The organism is Acinetobacter sp. M5A5_2a (genome assembly GCF_053345265.1).
This window is the reverse complement of sequence record NZ_JBKEZV010000010.1, coordinates 221546-239948: the sequence shown is the minus strand read 5'-3', so window position 1 is coordinate 239948 and position 18403 is coordinate 221546. Positions and strand designations below refer to the sequence as shown.

General features: G+C 38.5%; 18 protein-coding genes. 7 read left to right on the top strand and 11 right to left on the bottom strand.

Going from position 1 to position 18403, the window contains the following annotated elements:
- Positions 1-2 precede the first annotated feature (2 nt).
- Positions 3-1388, top strand: coding sequence for an APC family permease (locus ACLBWE_RS14745; protein WP_447603748.1), 1386 nt, complete (start codon positions 3-5; stop codon positions 1386-1388).
- A gap of 37 nt (positions 1389-1425) precedes the next feature.
- Here the strand turns inward: ACLBWE_RS14745 and ACLBWE_RS14740 are convergent, their stop codons facing one another.
- Positions 1426-1986 carry a flavodoxin family protein gene (locus ACLBWE_RS14740; protein WP_003655431.1) on the bottom strand — a complete coding sequence of 187 codons (561 nt, stop codon included), beginning with the start codon at positions 1984-1986 and terminating at the stop codon, positions 1426-1428.
- Positions 1987-2102: 116 nt separating this feature from the next.
- Between ACLBWE_RS14740 and ACLBWE_RS14735 the strand changes: the two genes are divergently transcribed.
- A complete protein-coding gene (locus ACLBWE_RS14735) occupies positions 2103-2483 on the top strand; it encodes a winged helix-turn-helix transcriptional regulator (RefSeq protein ID WP_005036475.1) in 381 nt (126 codons plus the stop codon).
- 71 nt (positions 2484-2554) lie between these two features.
- Here ACLBWE_RS14735 and ACLBWE_RS14730 read toward each other — a convergent pair whose 3' ends face one another.
- From ACLBWE_RS14730 to ACLBWE_RS14720, 3 genes are all read right to left on the bottom strand, one after another.
- Positions 2555-3187, bottom strand: a complete 633-nt coding sequence (locus ACLBWE_RS14730) for a hypothetical protein (RefSeq protein WP_081407726.1) — start codon at positions 3185-3187, stop codon at positions 2555-2557.
- Between the two features lie 16 nt (positions 3188-3203).
- Entirely contained in the window at positions 3204-4013 is an 810-nt protein-coding gene (locus ACLBWE_RS14725) for a DUF6502 family protein (protein ID WP_005036472.1), read from the bottom strand.
- A gap of 85 nt (positions 4014-4098) precedes the next feature.
- Positions 4099-5289, bottom strand: coding sequence for a cupin-like domain-containing protein (locus tag ACLBWE_RS14720; RefSeq protein WP_447603745.1), 1191 nt, complete (start codon positions 5287-5289; stop codon positions 4099-4101).
- Between the two features lie 101 nt (positions 5290-5390).
- Here ACLBWE_RS14720 and ACLBWE_RS14715 point away from each other — a divergent pair, with 101 nt between their 5' ends.
- Complete coding sequence (locus ACLBWE_RS14715; RefSeq protein ID WP_447603743.1) at positions 5391-6968, top strand: PT dipeptide repeat lipoprotein; 1578 nt, start codon at positions 5391-5393, stop codon at positions 6966-6968.
- Positions 6969-7028: 60 nt separating this feature from the next.
- On the opposite strand, the gene ACLBWE_RS14710 is transcribed toward ACLBWE_RS14715, so the two are convergent.
- The 7 genes from ACLBWE_RS14710 to rplU form a co-directional block, all read right to left on the bottom strand.
- A complete protein-coding gene (locus ACLBWE_RS14710; RefSeq protein WP_002116042.1) occupies positions 7029-7502 on the bottom strand; it encodes a tRNA (cytidine(34)-2'-O)-methyltransferase in 474 nt (157 codons plus the stop codon).
- A 43-nt stretch (positions 7503-7545) separates the two neighbouring features.
- A complete protein-coding gene (gene cysG, locus ACLBWE_RS14705) occupies positions 7546-8919 on the bottom strand; it encodes a siroheme synthase CysG (RefSeq protein WP_045435250.1) in 1374 nt (457 codons plus the stop codon).
- A gap of 67 nt (positions 8920-8986) precedes the next feature.
- Positions 8987-10258 carry a serine--tRNA ligase gene (gene serS, locus ACLBWE_RS14700; protein ID WP_004639138.1) on the bottom strand — a complete coding sequence of 424 codons (1272 nt, stop codon included), beginning with the start codon at positions 10256-10258 and terminating at the stop codon, positions 8987-8989.
- A gap of 118 nt (positions 10259-10376) precedes the next feature.
- The gene (locus tag ACLBWE_RS14695; protein WP_447603740.1) at positions 10377-11177 is read right to left on the bottom strand and encodes an RsiV family protein; all 801 of its coding nucleotides are present in this window, start codon (positions 11175-11177) and stop codon (positions 10377-10379) included.
- 115 nt (positions 11178-11292) lie between these two features.
- Positions 11293-11988 carry an outer membrane lipoprotein chaperone LolA gene (gene lolA / locus ACLBWE_RS14690; protein WP_003655415.1) on the bottom strand — a complete coding sequence of 232 codons (696 nt, stop codon included), beginning with the start codon at positions 11986-11988 and terminating at the stop codon, positions 11293-11295.
- Positions 11989-12228: 240 nt separating this feature from the next.
- Positions 12229-12486 (bottom strand): 50S ribosomal protein L27, encoded by a 258-nt coding sequence (gene rpmA / locus ACLBWE_RS14685; protein WP_003655414.1) that lies wholly within the window; start codon positions 12484-12486, stop codon positions 12229-12231.
- A gap of 18 nt (positions 12487-12504) precedes the next feature.
- Entirely contained in the window at positions 12505-12816 is a 312-nt protein-coding gene (gene rplU / locus ACLBWE_RS14680; RefSeq protein ID WP_004639133.1) for a 50S ribosomal protein L21, read from the bottom strand.
- A 443-nt stretch (positions 12817-13259) separates the two neighbouring features.
- On the opposite strand from rplU, the gene sdsA reads away from it, so the two are divergent.
- From sdsA to adeI, 4 genes are all read left to right on the top strand, one after another.
- A complete protein-coding gene (gene sdsA, locus ACLBWE_RS14675; protein WP_003655412.1) occupies positions 13260-14237 on the top strand; it encodes an All-trans-nonaprenyl-diphosphate synthase in 978 nt (325 codons plus the stop codon).
- Between the two features lie 14 nt (positions 14238-14251).
- Positions 14252-16312, top strand: a complete 2061-nt coding sequence (locus tag ACLBWE_RS14670) for a site-specific recombinase (protein WP_424611870.1) — start codon at positions 14252-14254, stop codon at positions 16310-16312.
- Between the two features lie 183 nt (positions 16313-16495).
- Complete coding sequence (locus ACLBWE_RS14665; protein ID WP_004639128.1) at positions 16496-17122, top strand: phosphatase PAP2 family protein; 627 nt, start codon at positions 16496-16498, stop codon at positions 17120-17122.
- Between the two features lie 23 nt (positions 17123-17145).
- Positions 17146-18393 (top strand): multidrug efflux RND transporter periplasmic adaptor subunit AdeI, encoded by a 1248-nt coding sequence (gene adeI, locus ACLBWE_RS14660; protein WP_045435260.1) that lies wholly within the window; start codon positions 17146-17148, stop codon positions 18391-18393.
- Positions 18394-18403 lie beyond the last annotated feature (10 nt).

The window sequence follows — 18403 nt, the reverse complement described above, 5'->3', positions numbered from 1 at the left end:
CGTTGACAAATTTATCTGGGACTAAACCAACAGGCAAGCTTCAAAAGAATCTTGTACTTTGGCATATTGTTATTATTGGTTTAGCTTACATTCAGCCATTAACGTTATTTGATACTTTTGGTTTAGTGTCAGAACGAAGTGGTGGTCATGTACCAACTTCCTACATTTTTGCATTAGTCGCAATCTTATTAACATCGATCAGTTATGGACATATGATTAAGCGCTACCCTTCTTCTGGGTCGGCCTATACGTATGCTCAAAAATCAATTCATCCTAATGTTGGCTTTATGGTGGGTTGGTCTTCTTGGTTAGACTATCTACTGTCACCGCTTGTTAATATTATCTTGGCAGATATTTACCTAAGAGCTCTTTTTCCAGAAGTAAATAACTGGTTATGGGTGATTGGTTTAACGACCCTAATGACTGTTATTAACTTATTTGGTGCACGATTTGTCGCACGTTTTAACAGTACGATCGTTGTTATTCAGCTAGGCGTAATTTTTTATTTCGTTTATCAGGTATACATTCTACTTACTCAAGGTGTATATGCAGATGGAACTTTAAATCCAGATAAAGTGGCATTGTGGTCATTAACTCCTTTTTGGAACGATATGACGTCTGTCAGTTCTTTAATTGCGGGCGCGACCGTACTCTGCTTCTCTTTTACCGGTTTTGATGCTTTATCTTCTCTTGCTGAAGAAACAAAAGATGCAGAAAAAACGCTACCAAAAGCTATTTTTTCTACAGCATTACTTGCAGGTATTATTTTCATTGTAAGTACTTACTTCATCCAATTATATTTCCCAAGTAACCCAAACACTTACTTTAATCCTCTAGATGAATCACAGCCTGTGATGGTCGCTGCGATTGGTAGTCTGATGTTTAAAACTTTGGTTTTATATTTTGCTGTAGTCGCTGTGATGGCATCAGGTATTTCTGCCCATGCAGGTGTATCACGTTTAATGTATGTGATGGGACGCGATGGGGTTATCAACAAGAAATTATTTGGTCATATCAGTCCAAAATTGCATACTCCAACTTACAACATTCTTATTGTTGGTGTAGTTGCGTTATCTGCTGGCTTTTTAGATCTTGAGCATATTGTTAACTTGATTAGTTTTGGCGCCTTAACTGCTTTTAGTTTTGTTAACTTCTCTGTGATTTCTCGCTATGCATTAAGAGATGGCAAGAATAAAACGCTTAAAGACATCATCAATTATATTGTTATACCAACGCTTGGTTTTGCCAGTGTATTTATGATGTGGTTAGAGATTGATAAGCTTGCCTTACAAATTGGCTTAGCTTGGGCCGTTATTGGTGTAGGTTATCTTGCCTATAAAACCAAAGGGTTCAAATATAATGCTCCGCAACATAACGAGCATGAGTAATAAAAAAGGCGCTTTAAGCGCCTTTTTTATGGTCGAATTAACCGTAAATTTTATTCACAATGCTTTGTACACGTTGAGCATAAACTTTTGCTGTTTCCAGATCACCTGTCGGAATTTCTTCTACACTTGCATCTGAAGGCGATTGAACTAAAAGCCCTACTGAACCGCCTAAGTTGTTTACATCTTCACGTGTTGCAGTTTTTGTATTTGCTGGTAATAAACCAAGACTCACCCAAATCCCACCATGCTGTGCTGCTAAAGTTTGTAATTGGATAAGAGTTACTTGTTTATCCCCATTTAAGCTCGCGCTGTTTGTAAAACCTGCAAATACTTTATCTTGCCAGCCACGTGTAAACCATACTTTTGAAGTTGCATCAGCGAACTTTTTAAACTGCCATGGCGCTGTACCCATATAAGTCGGCGCACCAAAAACAATCCCCTTCGCATCATTTAATGTCTGCCAATCTTGATCAGTAATATTTCCTTCCTGATCAATCTGAATGAGCTGAGCATTAATCTCGTTTGCGAACGTTTCAGCAACAACTTTTGTATGGCCGTAACCAGAGAAATATACAACCGCGATATTAGAGTTAGACATGGGAGCAAACCTTTGTTTTATTAAATTCCACTTTATGATATATTTTAGAAACTAGGTGTCAATTAGTTACTAGTTGGTAACTAGTGTAATTTTTCAAAAAATTATAGGTGAATGGTATGAATGAATGTCTAAAATATAATATTTTTCAACAACATTGCCCTGCCCGTCTATTTTTTGAAAAAATTGCAGATAAATGGGTTTTATTGATTTTAAACGTTCTTGAAGAAGAAACTCAACACTTCAATCTGCTCAAAAAGAATATTCAAGGCATTTCCCCTAAGGTCTTATCACAGAAGTTAAAAATGCTGGAAAGAGACGGTTTCATCGAGCGTAAAATCCAGAATACATCCCCAATTCGCGTTGATTACTCACTGACTTCTTTAGGGCAAAATGTAGCTTCAATGGCGTTCCAATTAAAGGAATGGGCCGAAACCAATATTGAGCAGGTTTTAGCAGCCCAAATAACTTATGATGAAAAAGTGCTAGAGCAAGCTTAACTCAAACTTTCTTTAAAATTTTATTGAACTTTATCGATTAGGCTTTGTTCTTATCTTAAAGGTGACTCAACTTAATTGATTTTAATCGGATCAGGTGGCGCACTTATTTTAAATTGAATCGTTAAAGGTTCGCATTGTTTTAACTCCTGATTATTTTTCAAATAGGTACTTTCCAGACCATATTTCCAAGTACCATTCATGACTTCAAATGCGGGATAATTGACAATAAAAGTTTTTGTTTCAGCAGGTTGATACTCATATATTTGAGTCTCTTTACAATCATTTTCCGGATAAGAACGTTTGGTATTTCCAAGTAAATAGAGTTCTAAAGGTACATGACAAGCGGGTTGTCGTTCTTGTATTTTTTCTGGGCCCATATTCGTTTGAGTAATCTGTAAAGCAAGAGTACCGTTCAAAGTTAATTGCTGCGCGTATTTAAAAACCGTTTCTTTTTCAATTGGTTCTCTTGTTACATTATTAAGAAATTCTAATTTACGATGCAAGCCATTACAGTCATCTTCACTTGGTGCAGGTAACCAAATTTCATTATCTTTTGAGTCACCTTTATCTCCATCAGCCGGGGTTTCATAATCACCTGGTTTACCGGGTTTAGTTGGATATCCTGACCCACCCAAACTGGCACCACCTGCGAATAAATCCTCTCCGCAAGCAGTCAAAAGGCTGCCTATCATAATGAAGCTCATGGATATTATTAATTTTTTATAAGTTGTTTTGGTCATATTGATAAGCTCCGAAACGGAAAGTTTTGGTTGCACCCTCTTTTCCTTCATCGAGTGCACAACGTTCAATGGCTAACTTGAGTACTTGTAGTGATAGATCTTCCCATAAGCGTAAACTTGCTTCTTTGAGTAAAGTGATCGATTCATCTGTTAGTTCATCAGCAAAAATTGCTTGTTCTAAATAGGGTTCTTTTTCTGGCTGAAATAAATTATGAACCCCGGCAGCTAAATGTGCCTCTAAGTTATTCGTTAATAATTTTCGAACCTCGAATTGCTCTACATCAGGCATAAAACTACGCTGCTGCAACACCACAAGGCCTTCTTCTTCTTTCACTATATTTAAACGCTCAAGTTCATTCAAAATAGATCTTGGATGTTTTTCGGTTGAAACTTTCTTTACCAAACTTTCAAAGCTAATCTGATCTTGGCTAATAAAAGGAATTTTTTCTGCTAAGCCCTCTGCAAGCCATAAACCAATCACCCGAGCAGGAACACTCACTGGCTCTGCTACTTTTGCTTCAGTTAAAGGCTGCCCAGCCTGTGTCGCTTTTTTAAAAGCATTAACATCCTTACGATGTAAACCAGAAAGTAGACTAACTGCCGAATCAGTAGTTTTTTGATCTATACGTTCTAGCTCAGCTAAAGACTGCTGATAGAAAACGGGTTTTAAAGCAGTAACAAAGTCGTTATATCCAACTCCCGAACGAATTAACCATTGCGTCAGATATTCCATTAACTGCAATACCTGCTTTTGGTTAAGTTCTGCATTATTCGTTTGGAGTGTCGACATAGGTTATCAATTTTCCTTCATCTTTGAAAAACAGTATGAGCTGAGCAATTGTCACACTGAACGGTTTAAGATGCAATTTTCATTCTTAGGCCCCCTTTGGAAACCGATGAACAAAATGATTTGGCGCATTAAAATTGGTAAAAGAAATACTCATTGAAACATCCAGACTTTCTACACTATGCCACCAACCAATAGGGATAAACAAAGCTTCCCCTGCATTCAAAATACATTCCACTGGGGTAATCGATTTTGCTAAAGGATATTTTTTAAAATCAATTTCATTTGCATTACTCAGCTCACTAAACACCCAATGATCGTTATATAGATGAGGTACTTGCAAAGCCGGAATCAAAGTTACTTTTTTGCGCCCATAAATTTGAACTAACATATTATTCGTTAAATCGTGATGTAAGGGCGTAAAGGTTCCCTTCGGTCCGAACCATAAAAAACTACGCTCATCTTTTAAAGCCAAGTTGCTGTACCCGTCTGCAAAATCGCCTATATCTAAAAATAACTCCTGAAGCATTTTATGACTATTGGTCGCATTATTTGCAGTCATATAGAAATCGTTGCTAGCTTCGACAGACATAACTTTTGATACGAATTCCGACATTTTCATCGTCTGCTTTAACAAAGGAGAATGCCTTTCAAATTGCTCATCTTTATTTCTATTCATTTGAACTTCAACTAAATGCTGGCCAAATCGAGTTGCAAAATATTCAGGTGTCCACTTATGTAAAGCAGGCCAGTGCTCTACCCCTTTTTTCAAAATCACAGGACGATGTTGACTGTAATAATCTTTAATAAAATCTGAGAAGATCGGCGCAGGGATTGAAGGTATTTCTTTACAGTAATTCGAATCTAGCTGGGCCAGTTGGTCTAAAGTTTCTATTAACCACTCACGTTTCTTAAATTGGTGGTGCTTTTTCTTAAGAATTTTATATAACTGATTATTTTCTAAATTACCTAAATATTCTTCTACTTTTTGCCGATGAAGCCCCTGCTCTACTAATCTTTTCACTATTTCCGCAGATGGTACCTCATTCAAAACTTGTTCAATGATCCATTCCTGGTCTTGGTCAGATAAGCTTAGAGAATTCGGCTCACTCGTTTGAAACGTTAACCCAAATCCATTTTCTTTTAAAACATCGATTAATTGCTCAATCGAACATCCTTTTTCTAAATTTTCTTCAAGCCATTTTTTCCATTCAAATGGCAACTGATCAAACCATTTCTGGCTTTGTTGGAATATTTCAATTTGATTATAAGCTGCCATGTTGAACCTTTTTTTCAAATTTGATCTTTACAACTGCATTATAATTGATCTATTTTAAAAATGTTAAATTTTCACATTTTTATAAAAAAAGGGCTTGTGTGATGAATAACATAGTAAAAGGAAGCAGCATTGCTTTGATTTTTATAGCATTAAGTGGGTGCGGATCTGACGATAATGATTCGACACCGACACCGACACCAACACCAACACCGACACCGACACCAACACCGACACCGACACCAACACCAACACCGACACCGACACCAACACCGACACCGACACCGACACCAACACCAACACCAACACCAACAACGGTAGCAGATCGCTTCGTTGGAAGTTGGCTAGCAGGTAAAGGAGCGTGTATTAATGGCTCTGCTCTAAAAATGAATGTTATTAAAGTTTCTGATAATAGTGTTCGATTTACGAGTGAAACTGTACGTTATGAGAATGAAGCGAACTGTACAGGTAACATTGTGGCAAGTTATCGCCAAGCTGAAGATTTTAGTCTGGTTTCAAATATTGGAGCACCGCAAACTGTACAAACTTCAAGTTATAACAAGGTAGATTGGCAACTTGTAGTTGCAGGAAAACTAACTCAGAAACAACCAGCCATTCTAGGCTTTAAAAACGCAAATCAATTCTGTTTAGTACCTACAGATCAGCCAAATGCAATACATAATTATCTACAGCAAGCAAACTTTGATCTCATAAATACATGCTTTACAAAAACAACTCCACCAGCAAGTATGCAAAAGCCAACCCAAGTATTGGCAACAGCAAGTTATAGATTAGGAGATAATAAAGAATCTTGGGCAGATGTATTAAATCAATTTAATGACCAAGGACGCCAAGGCTATGCCCTTCTTACTCCATCAGTCAGTTTAGATAACCCTGACGGTAGCTTTGCGCTGTATAAAAATTTATATGTAAAAAACAATAAATCCACGGACACATATACCTATAAAACGGTTGATGTAAAAACCACTTCAGTAGCCAACCGCTATTTACTATGGGTCAATGAGTTAAACAAACAAGGTAGCTTAGGCTATATATATAAACTTTCATTTGGAGAAGTGGCATCAAACACAGACAAATATTTATTTGTGAAAAATGATAAAAAACCAGCAACTTATACTTACTCTAACCGATTCTTAACAAATACTTCTCGGACTAGCATCATAAATGCTTTCAATGAATTGGGTGCGCAAGGTTGCAAATTACTCTACGCAAACTCGACATTTACCAATAACGGTACAACAAATGGCACATTCTACGTACCAACATGTGTAAATAGTAGTACGCATAACGGTACTTATGCTTATCGTTATTTTGAAGTTCCACAACATATTCCATTTAATAAAGATGATGCAATAAAACTTGAAAAACTTCTTAAAGAGCAGGCTGCAGAGGGTTATAGACTTGTTGATGCAAATAACAATCTTGGCTTCTTTAATGTTGATGGTTATCTATTTGAACGTGACAGTGAAAATACAGGACCTGTTGAATATAAAGTATTTATTGAAGATGCAGTATCTGAATTAGATGAGCCATATCTCGTTGAAAATCGAATTCAAGATCAAGGTAAATTAGGATGGTTCTTTGCTGTTCGACTTGGATCGATCTATACCAACTCACCCACTAACTATGATTTAGCAAGTGGTGTGGTTTTCCCTAAATAAGGAATCCAAAAACAAATAAGGCCACAATAGTGGCCTTATTTTTATTTAAAACTTAGTTATTTATCCTAAGTTTTTGAAACCTTGCTGACGCCATGCTTCATAAACAATGACGGCTGTTGCATTAGACAAATTTAAACTTCTTGAATTTTCAGCCATCGGCAATCGAATCCATTGTTCTTGCGGAAACATTAAGCGAACATGCTCAGGCAAACCACGCGTTTCCGGCCCCATCAATAAAGCCACAGGTCGATTTAAATCAACTGTATGCGGGGTTGCAGAACCTTTAGTAGTGAGCGGAAAAACATGCTCAACACCTTTAGCTTTTAAGTCTGCAAGACATAGTTCAATATTGTCCCAAATCTGCATACGCGCCCATTCATGATAGTCCAATCCTGCACGCTTGAGCTTTTTATCATCTAGCTCGAAACCCAAGGGTTTGACTAAATGCAACTGTGCGCCCGTATTAGCACATAAACGAATGATATTGCCTGTATTGGCAGGAATTTCAGGCTCGTATAGGACAACATGAATCACAAATTTTCTCGACTTTAATAATAAACAATAAATTCAGATGAACTTATTGCCATTTTAACTGTTCACGTAAACTCACTACTTCACCAATAATGGTTAAAGTCGGCGCTACGATATGATGTTCAGACACTTTAGTCGCAATATCGGCTAATGTTCCAACGATAACTTTCTGTTCTGGTGTGGTTCCTTTAGAGATTAAAGCAACTGGCATATCAGCACGTTGACCATGAGCAATAAGTTGCTCACAAATGCGCTCTAATCCAACCAATCCCATATATAAAACTAAAGTTTGATTTTCATAAACCAGTTCATTCCAAGGAAGTTCAGGTGAACCTTCCTTTAAATGCCCAGTTAAGAAACGTACACTTTGTGCATAGTCACGATGTGTTAGCGGAATACCCGCATAAGCGGAACAGCCTGATGCTGCCGTAATACCGGGTACTACTTGAAAAGTGACATTTGCTTCAACCAGCTCTTGAATCTCTTCACCACCACGCCCAAAGATAAACGGATCACCACCTTTCAAACGACAAACGCGTTTTCCCTGTTGAGCATATTCAACCAGTAAAGCATTAATACCGTCTTGTGGAACCGAGTGATTTGAACGGGCTTTACCGACATAAATCTTAGTCGCATCACGGCGACAAAGTTCTAAGATGGGTTCAGATACTAAACGATCATAAATCACAACATCTGCTTGTTGCATAAGACGTAATGCTTTTAATGTCAGTAGCTCAGGGTCACCCGGCCCAGCACCTACCAAGTAAACCTCACCTTTAGGTGCGGTCCATTCTGTTAAGGCTTGCTGAATTAAATCATTTGCAACGTCCAGATTGTCATTAAAAACTTGTTCTTTTAATGGACTGGCATATAAGTTTTCCCAAAAGATTCGGCGCTCATCGGGGTTAGTAATCTTTTCTTTTACCTGCTTACGCCATTGACCTGAAAACTCAGCCAACTTACCCATACCATGAGGAACTATTGTTTCTATTTGAGTACGAAGTTGTCTAGATAAGACTGGCGATGCACCATTTGAAGCCACAGAAATGATCAATGGAGAACGATCAATAATCGCTGGAACCATAAAACGGCAGTGTGGAATATCATCTACACTATTAACCAGCAAATTACGCGCTTCACATTGTTCAAAAACGCCTTTGTTCACTTGCGCATCATTAGTCGCAGCAATCACTAAGCGATAAGGGGTATTTAATATTTTTTCGACAAAGGACTCAGCAAAATACTGTCCATCTGTCGTTTTGACTAACTGTAAAAGCTGCTCTTCAATCGCAGGAGCAATAATATCAATTACTGCTCCCGCTTTCGCTAATAAGTTTGCTTTGCGCAACGCAATATGCCCACCACCCACAATCAGACAACGTTGCTCTTGCAACTTTAAAGAGATTGGAAAAATATCCACCTTAAACCTCTACATTAATCATCTGATTATGTTTAAGCAAAAACCGTGCACAATTTAGATGCAAAGCTTAATCAATAAATGTTAAACCACCCATATATGGGCGTAATACTTCTGGAACTTCGATAGAACCGTCTTCACGTTGGTAATTTTCCATTACAGCAAGCAAAGTACGTCCAACCGCAAGACCAGAACCATTTAAAGTATGCACCAATTCGGTCTTCTTTTGATCCATTCTGTAGCGTGCTTTCATACGGCGTGCTTGAAAATCACCCATATTAGAGCAGCTTGAGATTTCACGGTAAGTATTTTGGCTTGGAACCCAAACTTCTAAGTCGTAAGTTTTAGTCGCACCAAAACCCATATCACCACCACAGAGCAAAATTTTACGGTATGGCAAACCAAGTGCCTGTAAAATGCCCTCAGCATGTGCAGTGAGTTCTTCAAGTGCTTGCATAGAGGTTTCAGGTTTAACGATTTGCACCATTTCAACCTTGTCAAACTGGTGCTGACGAATTAAACCACGCGTATCACGACCATAAGAACCTGCTTCACTACGGAAACAAGGCGTATGTGCAGCGTATTTTAATGGCAAGCGTTCGGTATCAATAATCTCATCACGAACGAAGTTAGTAACTGGAACTTCTGCTGTAGGGATGAGGTAATATTCTTTTTCGCCTTGAAGTTTAAATAAATCTTCTTCAAATTTTGGTAACTGACCAGTACCACGTAGTGAATCAGCATTTACCAAATAAGGCACATAAGCTTCTGTATAACCATTTTTTAATGTATGGGTATCAAGCATGAACTGCGTTAACGCACGTTGTAAGCGTGCTAAAGAACCTTTCAATACGCTAAAACGTGAACCAGTCAATTTAGTAGCTGTTTCGAACTCTAAACCGCCCATCCACTCACCTAAATCGGTGTGATCTTTGATTTCAAAATCAAACTGACGAGGCGTGCCCCATTTTGAGATTTCAACGTTATCATCTTCATTTTTACCAGCAGGAACAGATTCGTCTGGTAAGTTAGGGATGCTAAGCGCTTTTTGCTCAATCTCGTTTTGTAGTTCTGACAAAGCAACTTCAGCAGCTTTGATTTCATCACCAATGGCTTGCATACGCGCCATGATTTCAGAAGCATCGCCACCGGATTTTTTAATCTGACCCACTTGTTTTGCACCGGCATTACGTTCTGCCTGCAATTTTTCAGTTTTTGATTGCAAGTCTTTACGGCGAGTTTCTAAAGAAGCCCATTCTTGAACATCTAATTGAACACCACGTTTTGCCAAAGCCGCATTAACGGCTTCAATATTATTTCTGAGTAACTTAGGGTCGATCATAATCAATCATAATATGGGTAAAAAACTGGCTATAGTGTAAGGCCTTCACACTAAAAAATATAGTGATCATCTTCATAACGAATAGCTTTCACACAATTGTTAGAATAGATCACCTATTTTAGAACTTATAGTTTGGCACACTCGGTAAATACTCAGGTTTAATGAATTTACTAGCTTCAAAATACGGCAGCGTTAATTCAGACATTCCTTCAGCATAAGAAGCCAACTCATAAATTGGATAGACAAAAACAATCCCATTTGCGCCATAGTAGAAATTATCACTTAATTGCAGTTTTTCACGGCTGATATTGTGCTCTTGAAGCCAATTGGTATTCGCATCAAAAAGCGCATCAACTAACTGTTTTTCAACATCTGGCTGAATAAGTTCGGCAACAGTAATGTGCTTTTTATTTAATAAATCAAAAGTCACAAATTCTTGATGAGACATGCCATGTGCTGCACCAGCAGAATATGAATAGGTCTGTAACGCAAAAGTTGCAAGGTTATAATTTTGCCCCAAATAGCGGACATAAATTGCACTTTGACTCGAACGAGGCTCACCTTCAGGTACATCGACTGGCTGATCAGCTAAATTTGCAAAAGCATTCGGATCTGCTTTCTTTATACGATTGGTAAAGTAATCATTAATCCACTTCTGATTGGTTTGTACTGTTTGAAAGTCATACTCAGTACACCCATCTTCTAAACAAACTTTTGATTTCGGCAATTTTACTGGGATTACTTTTGCCTGAATTACAGGCACGCCAACCTCTTTTGTCTCTTTAACTTTTGCAGTCGAAGCGGCTTGCTCCTCTTTAGCTGCCGACTTTGGTTGGCAACCACTCACAATTGCCATTGCAGCCATTAATGGAAGAATACAAATAATTTTTTTATCGTAAAGTCGCATAATAATCCCCATGAATTTACCTCTATCACTATACAAAGCGTAAGAATAAGACGGGGTTAAAAAATGTATCTATCTCTCTAATATAAAAAAAGCTACCGTGAAAGGTAGCTTTTTTGAGAAGAATTAATTATTGGTCAATAACATCTGTACCTTTTGGTGGCGTAAAGTTAAAGACAGATGCTGGAATTGAAGCATTTACTTTCACGTTTTTGAAACGAACATAGGTGGTTTGACCTAATGAGTCTTGTAACACCATAAGTGTAGGCGCTTTATTTGCTCCAAAACTAATCGTTAAGCTTTGGAAAGCACCATCTTCTTTTTTAGGGAATAATGTGAAATAGAGTTTTGATTTATCTGGTTGCGTTACACGATAAGACTTCATGATTTGATTGGTGTTACCAGAGAGTAATAACGCTGGCGTATCTGCAACCTGATCATCTAAGCTTTGACGTACAGCTTGTTGTAAATCTGGGTCATAAATCCAAACTGTTTTCCCACTCGTTACAATCGTTTGTTTAGACGGACTCACCGTTTCCCAATAAAATTTCCCAGGGCGTTCAACTTTCATTGAGCCTTTAAATGTCTGGTTCATATGCTGTGCACTTAAACTCTTTTTCTGTGCCACAGTTTTTGTATTGGCTTTAGTTGTTTGTTCAAAATCGGCAGTCAAACGCTGTAATCCTGATAACTGATTAACCAGGTTCCCAATTGCCTGTTGCTCCGGTGCTGCTACAGGCGCAGCAAACACTGTAGTACTCATTACAGGAGCAAGCACTGACGCGCTGAGTGTAATAGCACACATAGTTTTACGAAGCATATTCATGTCATCACCTTTTTAGTTGCTGTAAGACAACTTGCCATCTTTCAAAGTTATGAAACTTAGCAAGCTCTTAATTCAAGACTCATATTAACCGACAAACTCTGTGCTAATCATTGAGAAAATAAGATATTTTGTTATGTTATTCATGTTGTTTGTAGAATTTCATTCATCATGATGAAGATAAACCAGATTAGATTCCATAAAAAAAGCCCACAAAATGTGGGCTTTTTTTGAAGCTAAAACTTAAACAGTTTCAACTTTTACGTAGCGACGGCCAAATTGACCTTTCACTTCGAATTTTACTACGCCGTCAGCAGTAGCAAATAAAGTATGGTCACGGCCCATACCAACATTTGCACCAGCGTGGAACTCTGTACCACGTTGACGAACGATGATGTTACCAGCAGTTACAGCTTGACCGCCGTAAATTTTAACACCTAACATTTTTGGGTTTGAATCACGACCGTTCTTCGTCGATCCACCGGCTTTTTTAGTTGCCATGTCTCTTACTCCTCGTGATTAGCCTGAAATACCAGTAATTTTCAACTCAGTGAACCATTGACGGTGACCTTGTTGTTTACGGTAATGTTTACGACGACGCATTTTGATAATGCGGATTTTGTCGTGACGACCATGACCAACCACTTCTGCAGTTACTTTAGCGCCAGCTACAACTGGAGCACCGATTTGAATGCTGTCACCGTTTACAACCATTAATACATCATCAAATGTAATAGTCGCGCCAGATTCAGCTTTCAATAATTCAACTTTAAGGGTTTCACCCTCAACTACACGGTGCTGTTTACCACCGCTTTGGATTACTGCGTACATAATGTACTCCAATTAGCCCGTGTCGTCGTGCCGATAAGGGATATATCGATCTTAAAACGTTCGCCACTGGGGTTATATAAGGCGACAGATTTTAAGTGAAATTTGATCAAACGACAAGTATTTTCTGTTTATCAGTAAAGCCTATTGCCCTATTTTTACAAAATCAACAAGCAGCTTAGATTGGAATTTAGCAGTTTTCATTGATTCTGAATGAAAATTAAAATACAGTTCCAGACACAAATTGCGACAAGAACAAGTTGTATTAATGCTGATGTCATTAAATTTATTGTTTTGCCGGAAATATCATGTTTTGCTTAAATAAAGAACAAAGAACGCATAAAGACAATAGAAATGATTAATATCAGCCACTTGTTAACCTGTGCAACACACCTTTACTTGATACACTAACGCCACTTATCTACCAATACGGGGTTTTTCTTCATATGGTCATCGATTTCAAGCAAGACATTCTTGCGCCTGTTGCCTCAGACTTTGCTGCGATGGATCACTTGATTAATGAAGGAATTAGCTCAAAAGTCGGTTTAGTCATGTCTGTCAGCAAACATGTTGTTGAGGCTGGCGGAAAACGTATGCGCCCAATCATGTGCTTACTCGCTGCTCGCGCATGTGGCCTAGATAACATGGCAAACGCACAGCGTCTGGCTGCAATCATTGAAATGTTGCATACTGCGACATTAGTCCATGATGATGTGGTAGATGAATCTGGGCTTCGTCGTGGTCGACCTACAGCAAATGCGACATGGAACAATCAGACAGCCGTATTAGTCGGTGACTTCCTCATTGCACGTGCTTTCGATTTACTGGTCGATTTAAACAACATGACTTTATTGAAAGACTTTTCAACAGGTACATGTGAAATTGCGGAAGGTGAAGTATTACAACTTCAATCGCAACATCAACCAGATACAACAGAAGAAACTTATTTAAAAATTATTCACGGTAAAACTTCTCGTTTGTTTGAACTGGCTACAGAAGGCGCTGCTATTTTGGCAGGACAAGAAGCGTATCGTGAACCTTTGAGATTATTTGCCGGTCATTTTGGTAATGCATTCCAAATTATTGATGATATTTTAGACTACACTTCAGATGCTGAAACATTAGGTAAAAATATTGGTGATGATTTAATGGAAGGTAAGCCAACTTTACCGTTAATTTCTGCATTAGCACACTCAACAGGTGATGAGCATGCGATTATTCGTCGCAGTATCGCAACTGGTGGAGTGGACCAATTATCTCAAGTTATAGAAATTGTACAGAAGTCTGGTGCTTTAGATTATTGTCACCAACGTGCCCAAGAAGAAACAGAAGCAGCACTGCAAGCTTTATCAAACCTACCCGATACACCATATCGTCAGGCTTTGATTAACTTAACTCAGCTTGCGTTACATCGAATACAATAGATATTATTTTGCCTATGCATATAAATTTTTCAGATCATTTTTTAAAAATACAGAAACAGCTTGAGGATACTCAAGCTGTCATTGACGAAAATCTAATCATTGAATTAGTCAATGCCATTCGTCCATCCGATCCTCATGATACGGATGAGATAAAGCAAAAAATACAGGCTTTAATTGAAAGCCTATTACGCACACCTACAGCGCCGCTTCTGCTACAAACTTTTTTATTACGTCTAATTAATCGCTATAAACAAGTCAGCTTATATGCCGATAGCGGAATTTTGTCTTTAGATGGTTTCTGGAACCAACTCGGGCAAAGACTCGGAGCACATTTTTTACCGTTAATCGAAGATGCAAGCCAACTCAAAATATTAATTGGTCGAATTTTTTATTTAGAAAGTGACAAAATCTGGCTCAATAATATTGATGATGAAGATTGGGCAAATTTATTCAGTCTTATTGGACAAAGCCAAAGTAATGTAGACGAAAAGCTTGTCATTCAAAGTGAAATGATTAAAGCAATTACCGTCTTAACTTATCGAATTAGTGGAATTGGCCTTTACCCTGAATTTATTAATGCTCAACCGGAATTAACGGAATATGAATCACCATTTTTAGTTCAGAACCGTGAAATTATTGAGTTTATCGAAAAGTATAAAAAACAAGAACTTTCTGAACATGAAATTGCAGTTATTTCTCCTCCGGATGCATCACAAGCATTTGTTATGCTGGAACAATGTCGGGATGTGGTTTTAAAGATTCGCCGTGCCACCAAAAGAATTGGTGTCAGCTTAAGTTTGACTTATTTATTGTCGTTGCTTGAGCAGTGCCTCGACCGAATTGAATTACTGCTTTATTTGGTTGTAGATAACAGTAAAGGAAAATATGTCTCTTTAGGACATCTTATTTCCGATTTAACCAAGGCGCACTACAGTGAAAAAAGTGTTCGCTCTTTATTAAGTACGACAAGTGAACTTATTGCCTTTCAAGTGACTGAAAATGCTAGCCGAACAGGCGAACATTATGTAAGTACCGATACAAAAGGTTTCTGGGGCATGTATAAAGCTGCCGCTGGAGCAGGTGTCATTATTGCCTGTATGGCATCTTTAAAAATTCTTGCAGCAAGAATGACCATGGCCCCGCTCATGCAAGCCTTTACTTTCAGTATGAATTATTCTCTAGGGTTCATTCTGATTCATGTTCTGCATTTCACAGTTGCAACCAAACAACCCGCAATGACTGCTGCTGCCCTTGCTGCAACGGTACAACAGCGTAAAGGCTCTAAAACAGCTCAAATTGCAGAGTTAGCAGCTCTGATTATTAATATTATTCGAACACAATTCATTGCTATTTTAGGCAATATTTCAATTGCGATTCCTACTGCCGCGCTCATTACTTTTGCTTGGCAGTTCTATCTTGATGAGCCTTTATTAACTCATACTAAAGCAACTTATTTATTGCACAGCCTAAATCCCTTCACCTCTTTGGCAGTTCCACATGCAGCCATAGCCGGAGTTTGCTTATTTTTGTCAGGCCTTATTGCGGGATACTTCGACAATATGGCTGTTTACCGAAAAGTCGGTCCACGCCTTAGAGCACATCGCCGTTTAGCAAACTGGTTAGGGCAAGATCGCCTCAACCGTTTTGCTGAATATATTGAGCGAAATTTAGGAGCTTTAGCCGGTAACTTCTTATTCGGGATTATGTTAGGGAGTATGGGGACCATAGGCTTTATCTTAGGTTTACCTTTGGATATTCGCCATATTGCGTTTGCCTCGGCTAACTTTATTCAAGGTTTAATGACAATTAACGGCAGCCCAGATATCGGACTGATTATCGTGTCCTTTTTAGGCGTTTTATGTATTGGTCTCACTAACTTATTCGTTAGTTTCACCTTAACCATTATTGTGGCACTACGGGCACGTCGAGTTCGCTTTGAACAATGGAAACCTTTAGCTAAACTGGTAATGACCCATTTTCTGACTCGCCCAAGCGATTTTTTCTGGCCACCAAAACAACCTCTAGAACTTGAAGAAAATACGACAACAAATAGTGGAAAAAAGGTAGAACATTAAGAATTTTGCTTTGTACACAAAATGTGAATTCCGTCAATTTTGTTGTGATTGTTTTTCCAAATGTTAAAAAATTTTCAAAATGAATTTACGATGATCTATCAGGCTTGAAAAAAAGTGTACTGGCAAGTACACTTTTAACGGCTTTCAGTAGTGGACACTGCTTGAATAAGCAAAGGTATATACATGCCCTATATGTTGCTTTTTATTGGTTGTATTTTTTTTGGATTAGGTGTGCTTGGTCTTTTTGTACCAAGACTTCAATCTATGGATCTCCTGAGCGTTCAAATATTAAGTGAACACCGATCAGATTATCTTAACTTTATTACGATCTTTCTGGCACGTGTAGGTGGTATGCCTTTTGTATGTTTTTTATCCTTTCTGGTATGTATATATCAGGCATGGTATAAAAAATATATTACTGTTATTTTCATTAGCGTGGGAGTTATTGGCAGTATCACCATGGGTTGGCTGCTCAAGTGGTGTGTTGACCGCCCAAGACCCCCACAGGTATATCATATTGTCGAAAGTTACGGTGCATCGTTCCCAAGTGCACACAGTGTTTATGCATCAACACTGGCCTGTCTGGCAATGATAATGTTATGCCATAAGCCCAACACTAACTCTCCTTCTATCATTTTGATCTCCTGTCTTTGGTTTATCTGTATGGGGCTTTCAAGAATATATGCTGGAGTTCATTTTCCAACAGATGTACTCGCCGGTTGGGGCATAGGTTTTATTTGGATTGCACTGCTTTGGCTCTGGTTATTACAAACACAAAGTAGGTTAAGTAAAAAACAAATATATTTTTAGATTTTATCTAACGAGGTGGAACAATGATGTCGGCTAAGCTTTGGGCTCCTGCCCTTACTGCTTGCGCATTAGCAACAAGTATCGCACTTGTTGGTTGTGGCAAAGGCTCCGATGAGAAACAGCAAGCTGCTGCTGCTCAGAAAATGCCGCCTGCTGAAGTAGGTGTTATTGTTGCTCAACCACAAAGTGTTGAACAAAGCGTTGAACTTTCTGGTCGTACTTCAGCATATCAAATTTCTGAAGTTCGCCCTCAAACAAGTGGCGTAATTTTAAAACGCTTGTTTGCTGAAGGAAGTTATGTTCGTGAAGGTCAGGCTCTTTATCAACTTGATTCTCGAACTAACCATGCAACGCTCGAAAATGCAAAAGCATCACTTTTACAACAACAGGCAAATCTAGCTTCCCTACGTACTAAGTTAAACCGTTATAAGCAACTTGTTTCGAGTAACGCTGTATCTAGACAAGAATATGACGACTTACTTGGTCAGGTTAATGTTGCAGAAGCACAAGTTTCTGCTGCAAAAGCTCAAGTAACGAATGCAAATGTAGATCTTGGTTATTCTACAATTCGCTCACCAATTTCTGGTCAGTCTGGACGTTCTTCTGTAACAGCTGGTGCTTTAGTCACTGCAAACCAAACTGATCCTTTAGTGACGATTCAACAGTTAGATCCAATCTATGTTGATATTAACCAGTCTAGCGCCGAGTTATTACGTTTACGTCAACAATTGAGTAAAGGTAGTTTAGACAATAGTAACAACACGAAAGTAAAATTGAAGCTCGAAGATGGTTCAACCTATCCAATCGAAGGACAACTTGCTTTCTCTGATGCTTCTGTAAATCAGGATACAGGAACGATTACTTTACGTGCCGTATTCTCGAACCCGAATCATCTGTTACTTCCAGGCATGTACACAACTGCACAGATTGTTCAGGGTGTAGTTCCAAATGCTTATCTGATTCCTCAAGCTGCAATTACCCGTTTACCGACAGGTCAAGCTATGGCGATGACTGTGAATGCAAAAGGTGCTGTTGAGAGTCGTCCTGTTGAAACTTCTGGTGTTCAAGGACAAAACTGGATTGTGACCAATGGTCTCAAAGCTGGTGATAAAGTGATTGTTGATGGTGTTGCCAAAGTTAAAGAAGGGCAAGAAGTATCAGCAAAACCTTACCAAGCTCAACCAGCAACCCCTCAAGGTGCAGCTCCAAATGCGACAAAACCGGCTCAATCAGGTAAACCTCAAGCAGAACAGAAAGCATCTAATGCATAAGGGGTAGATT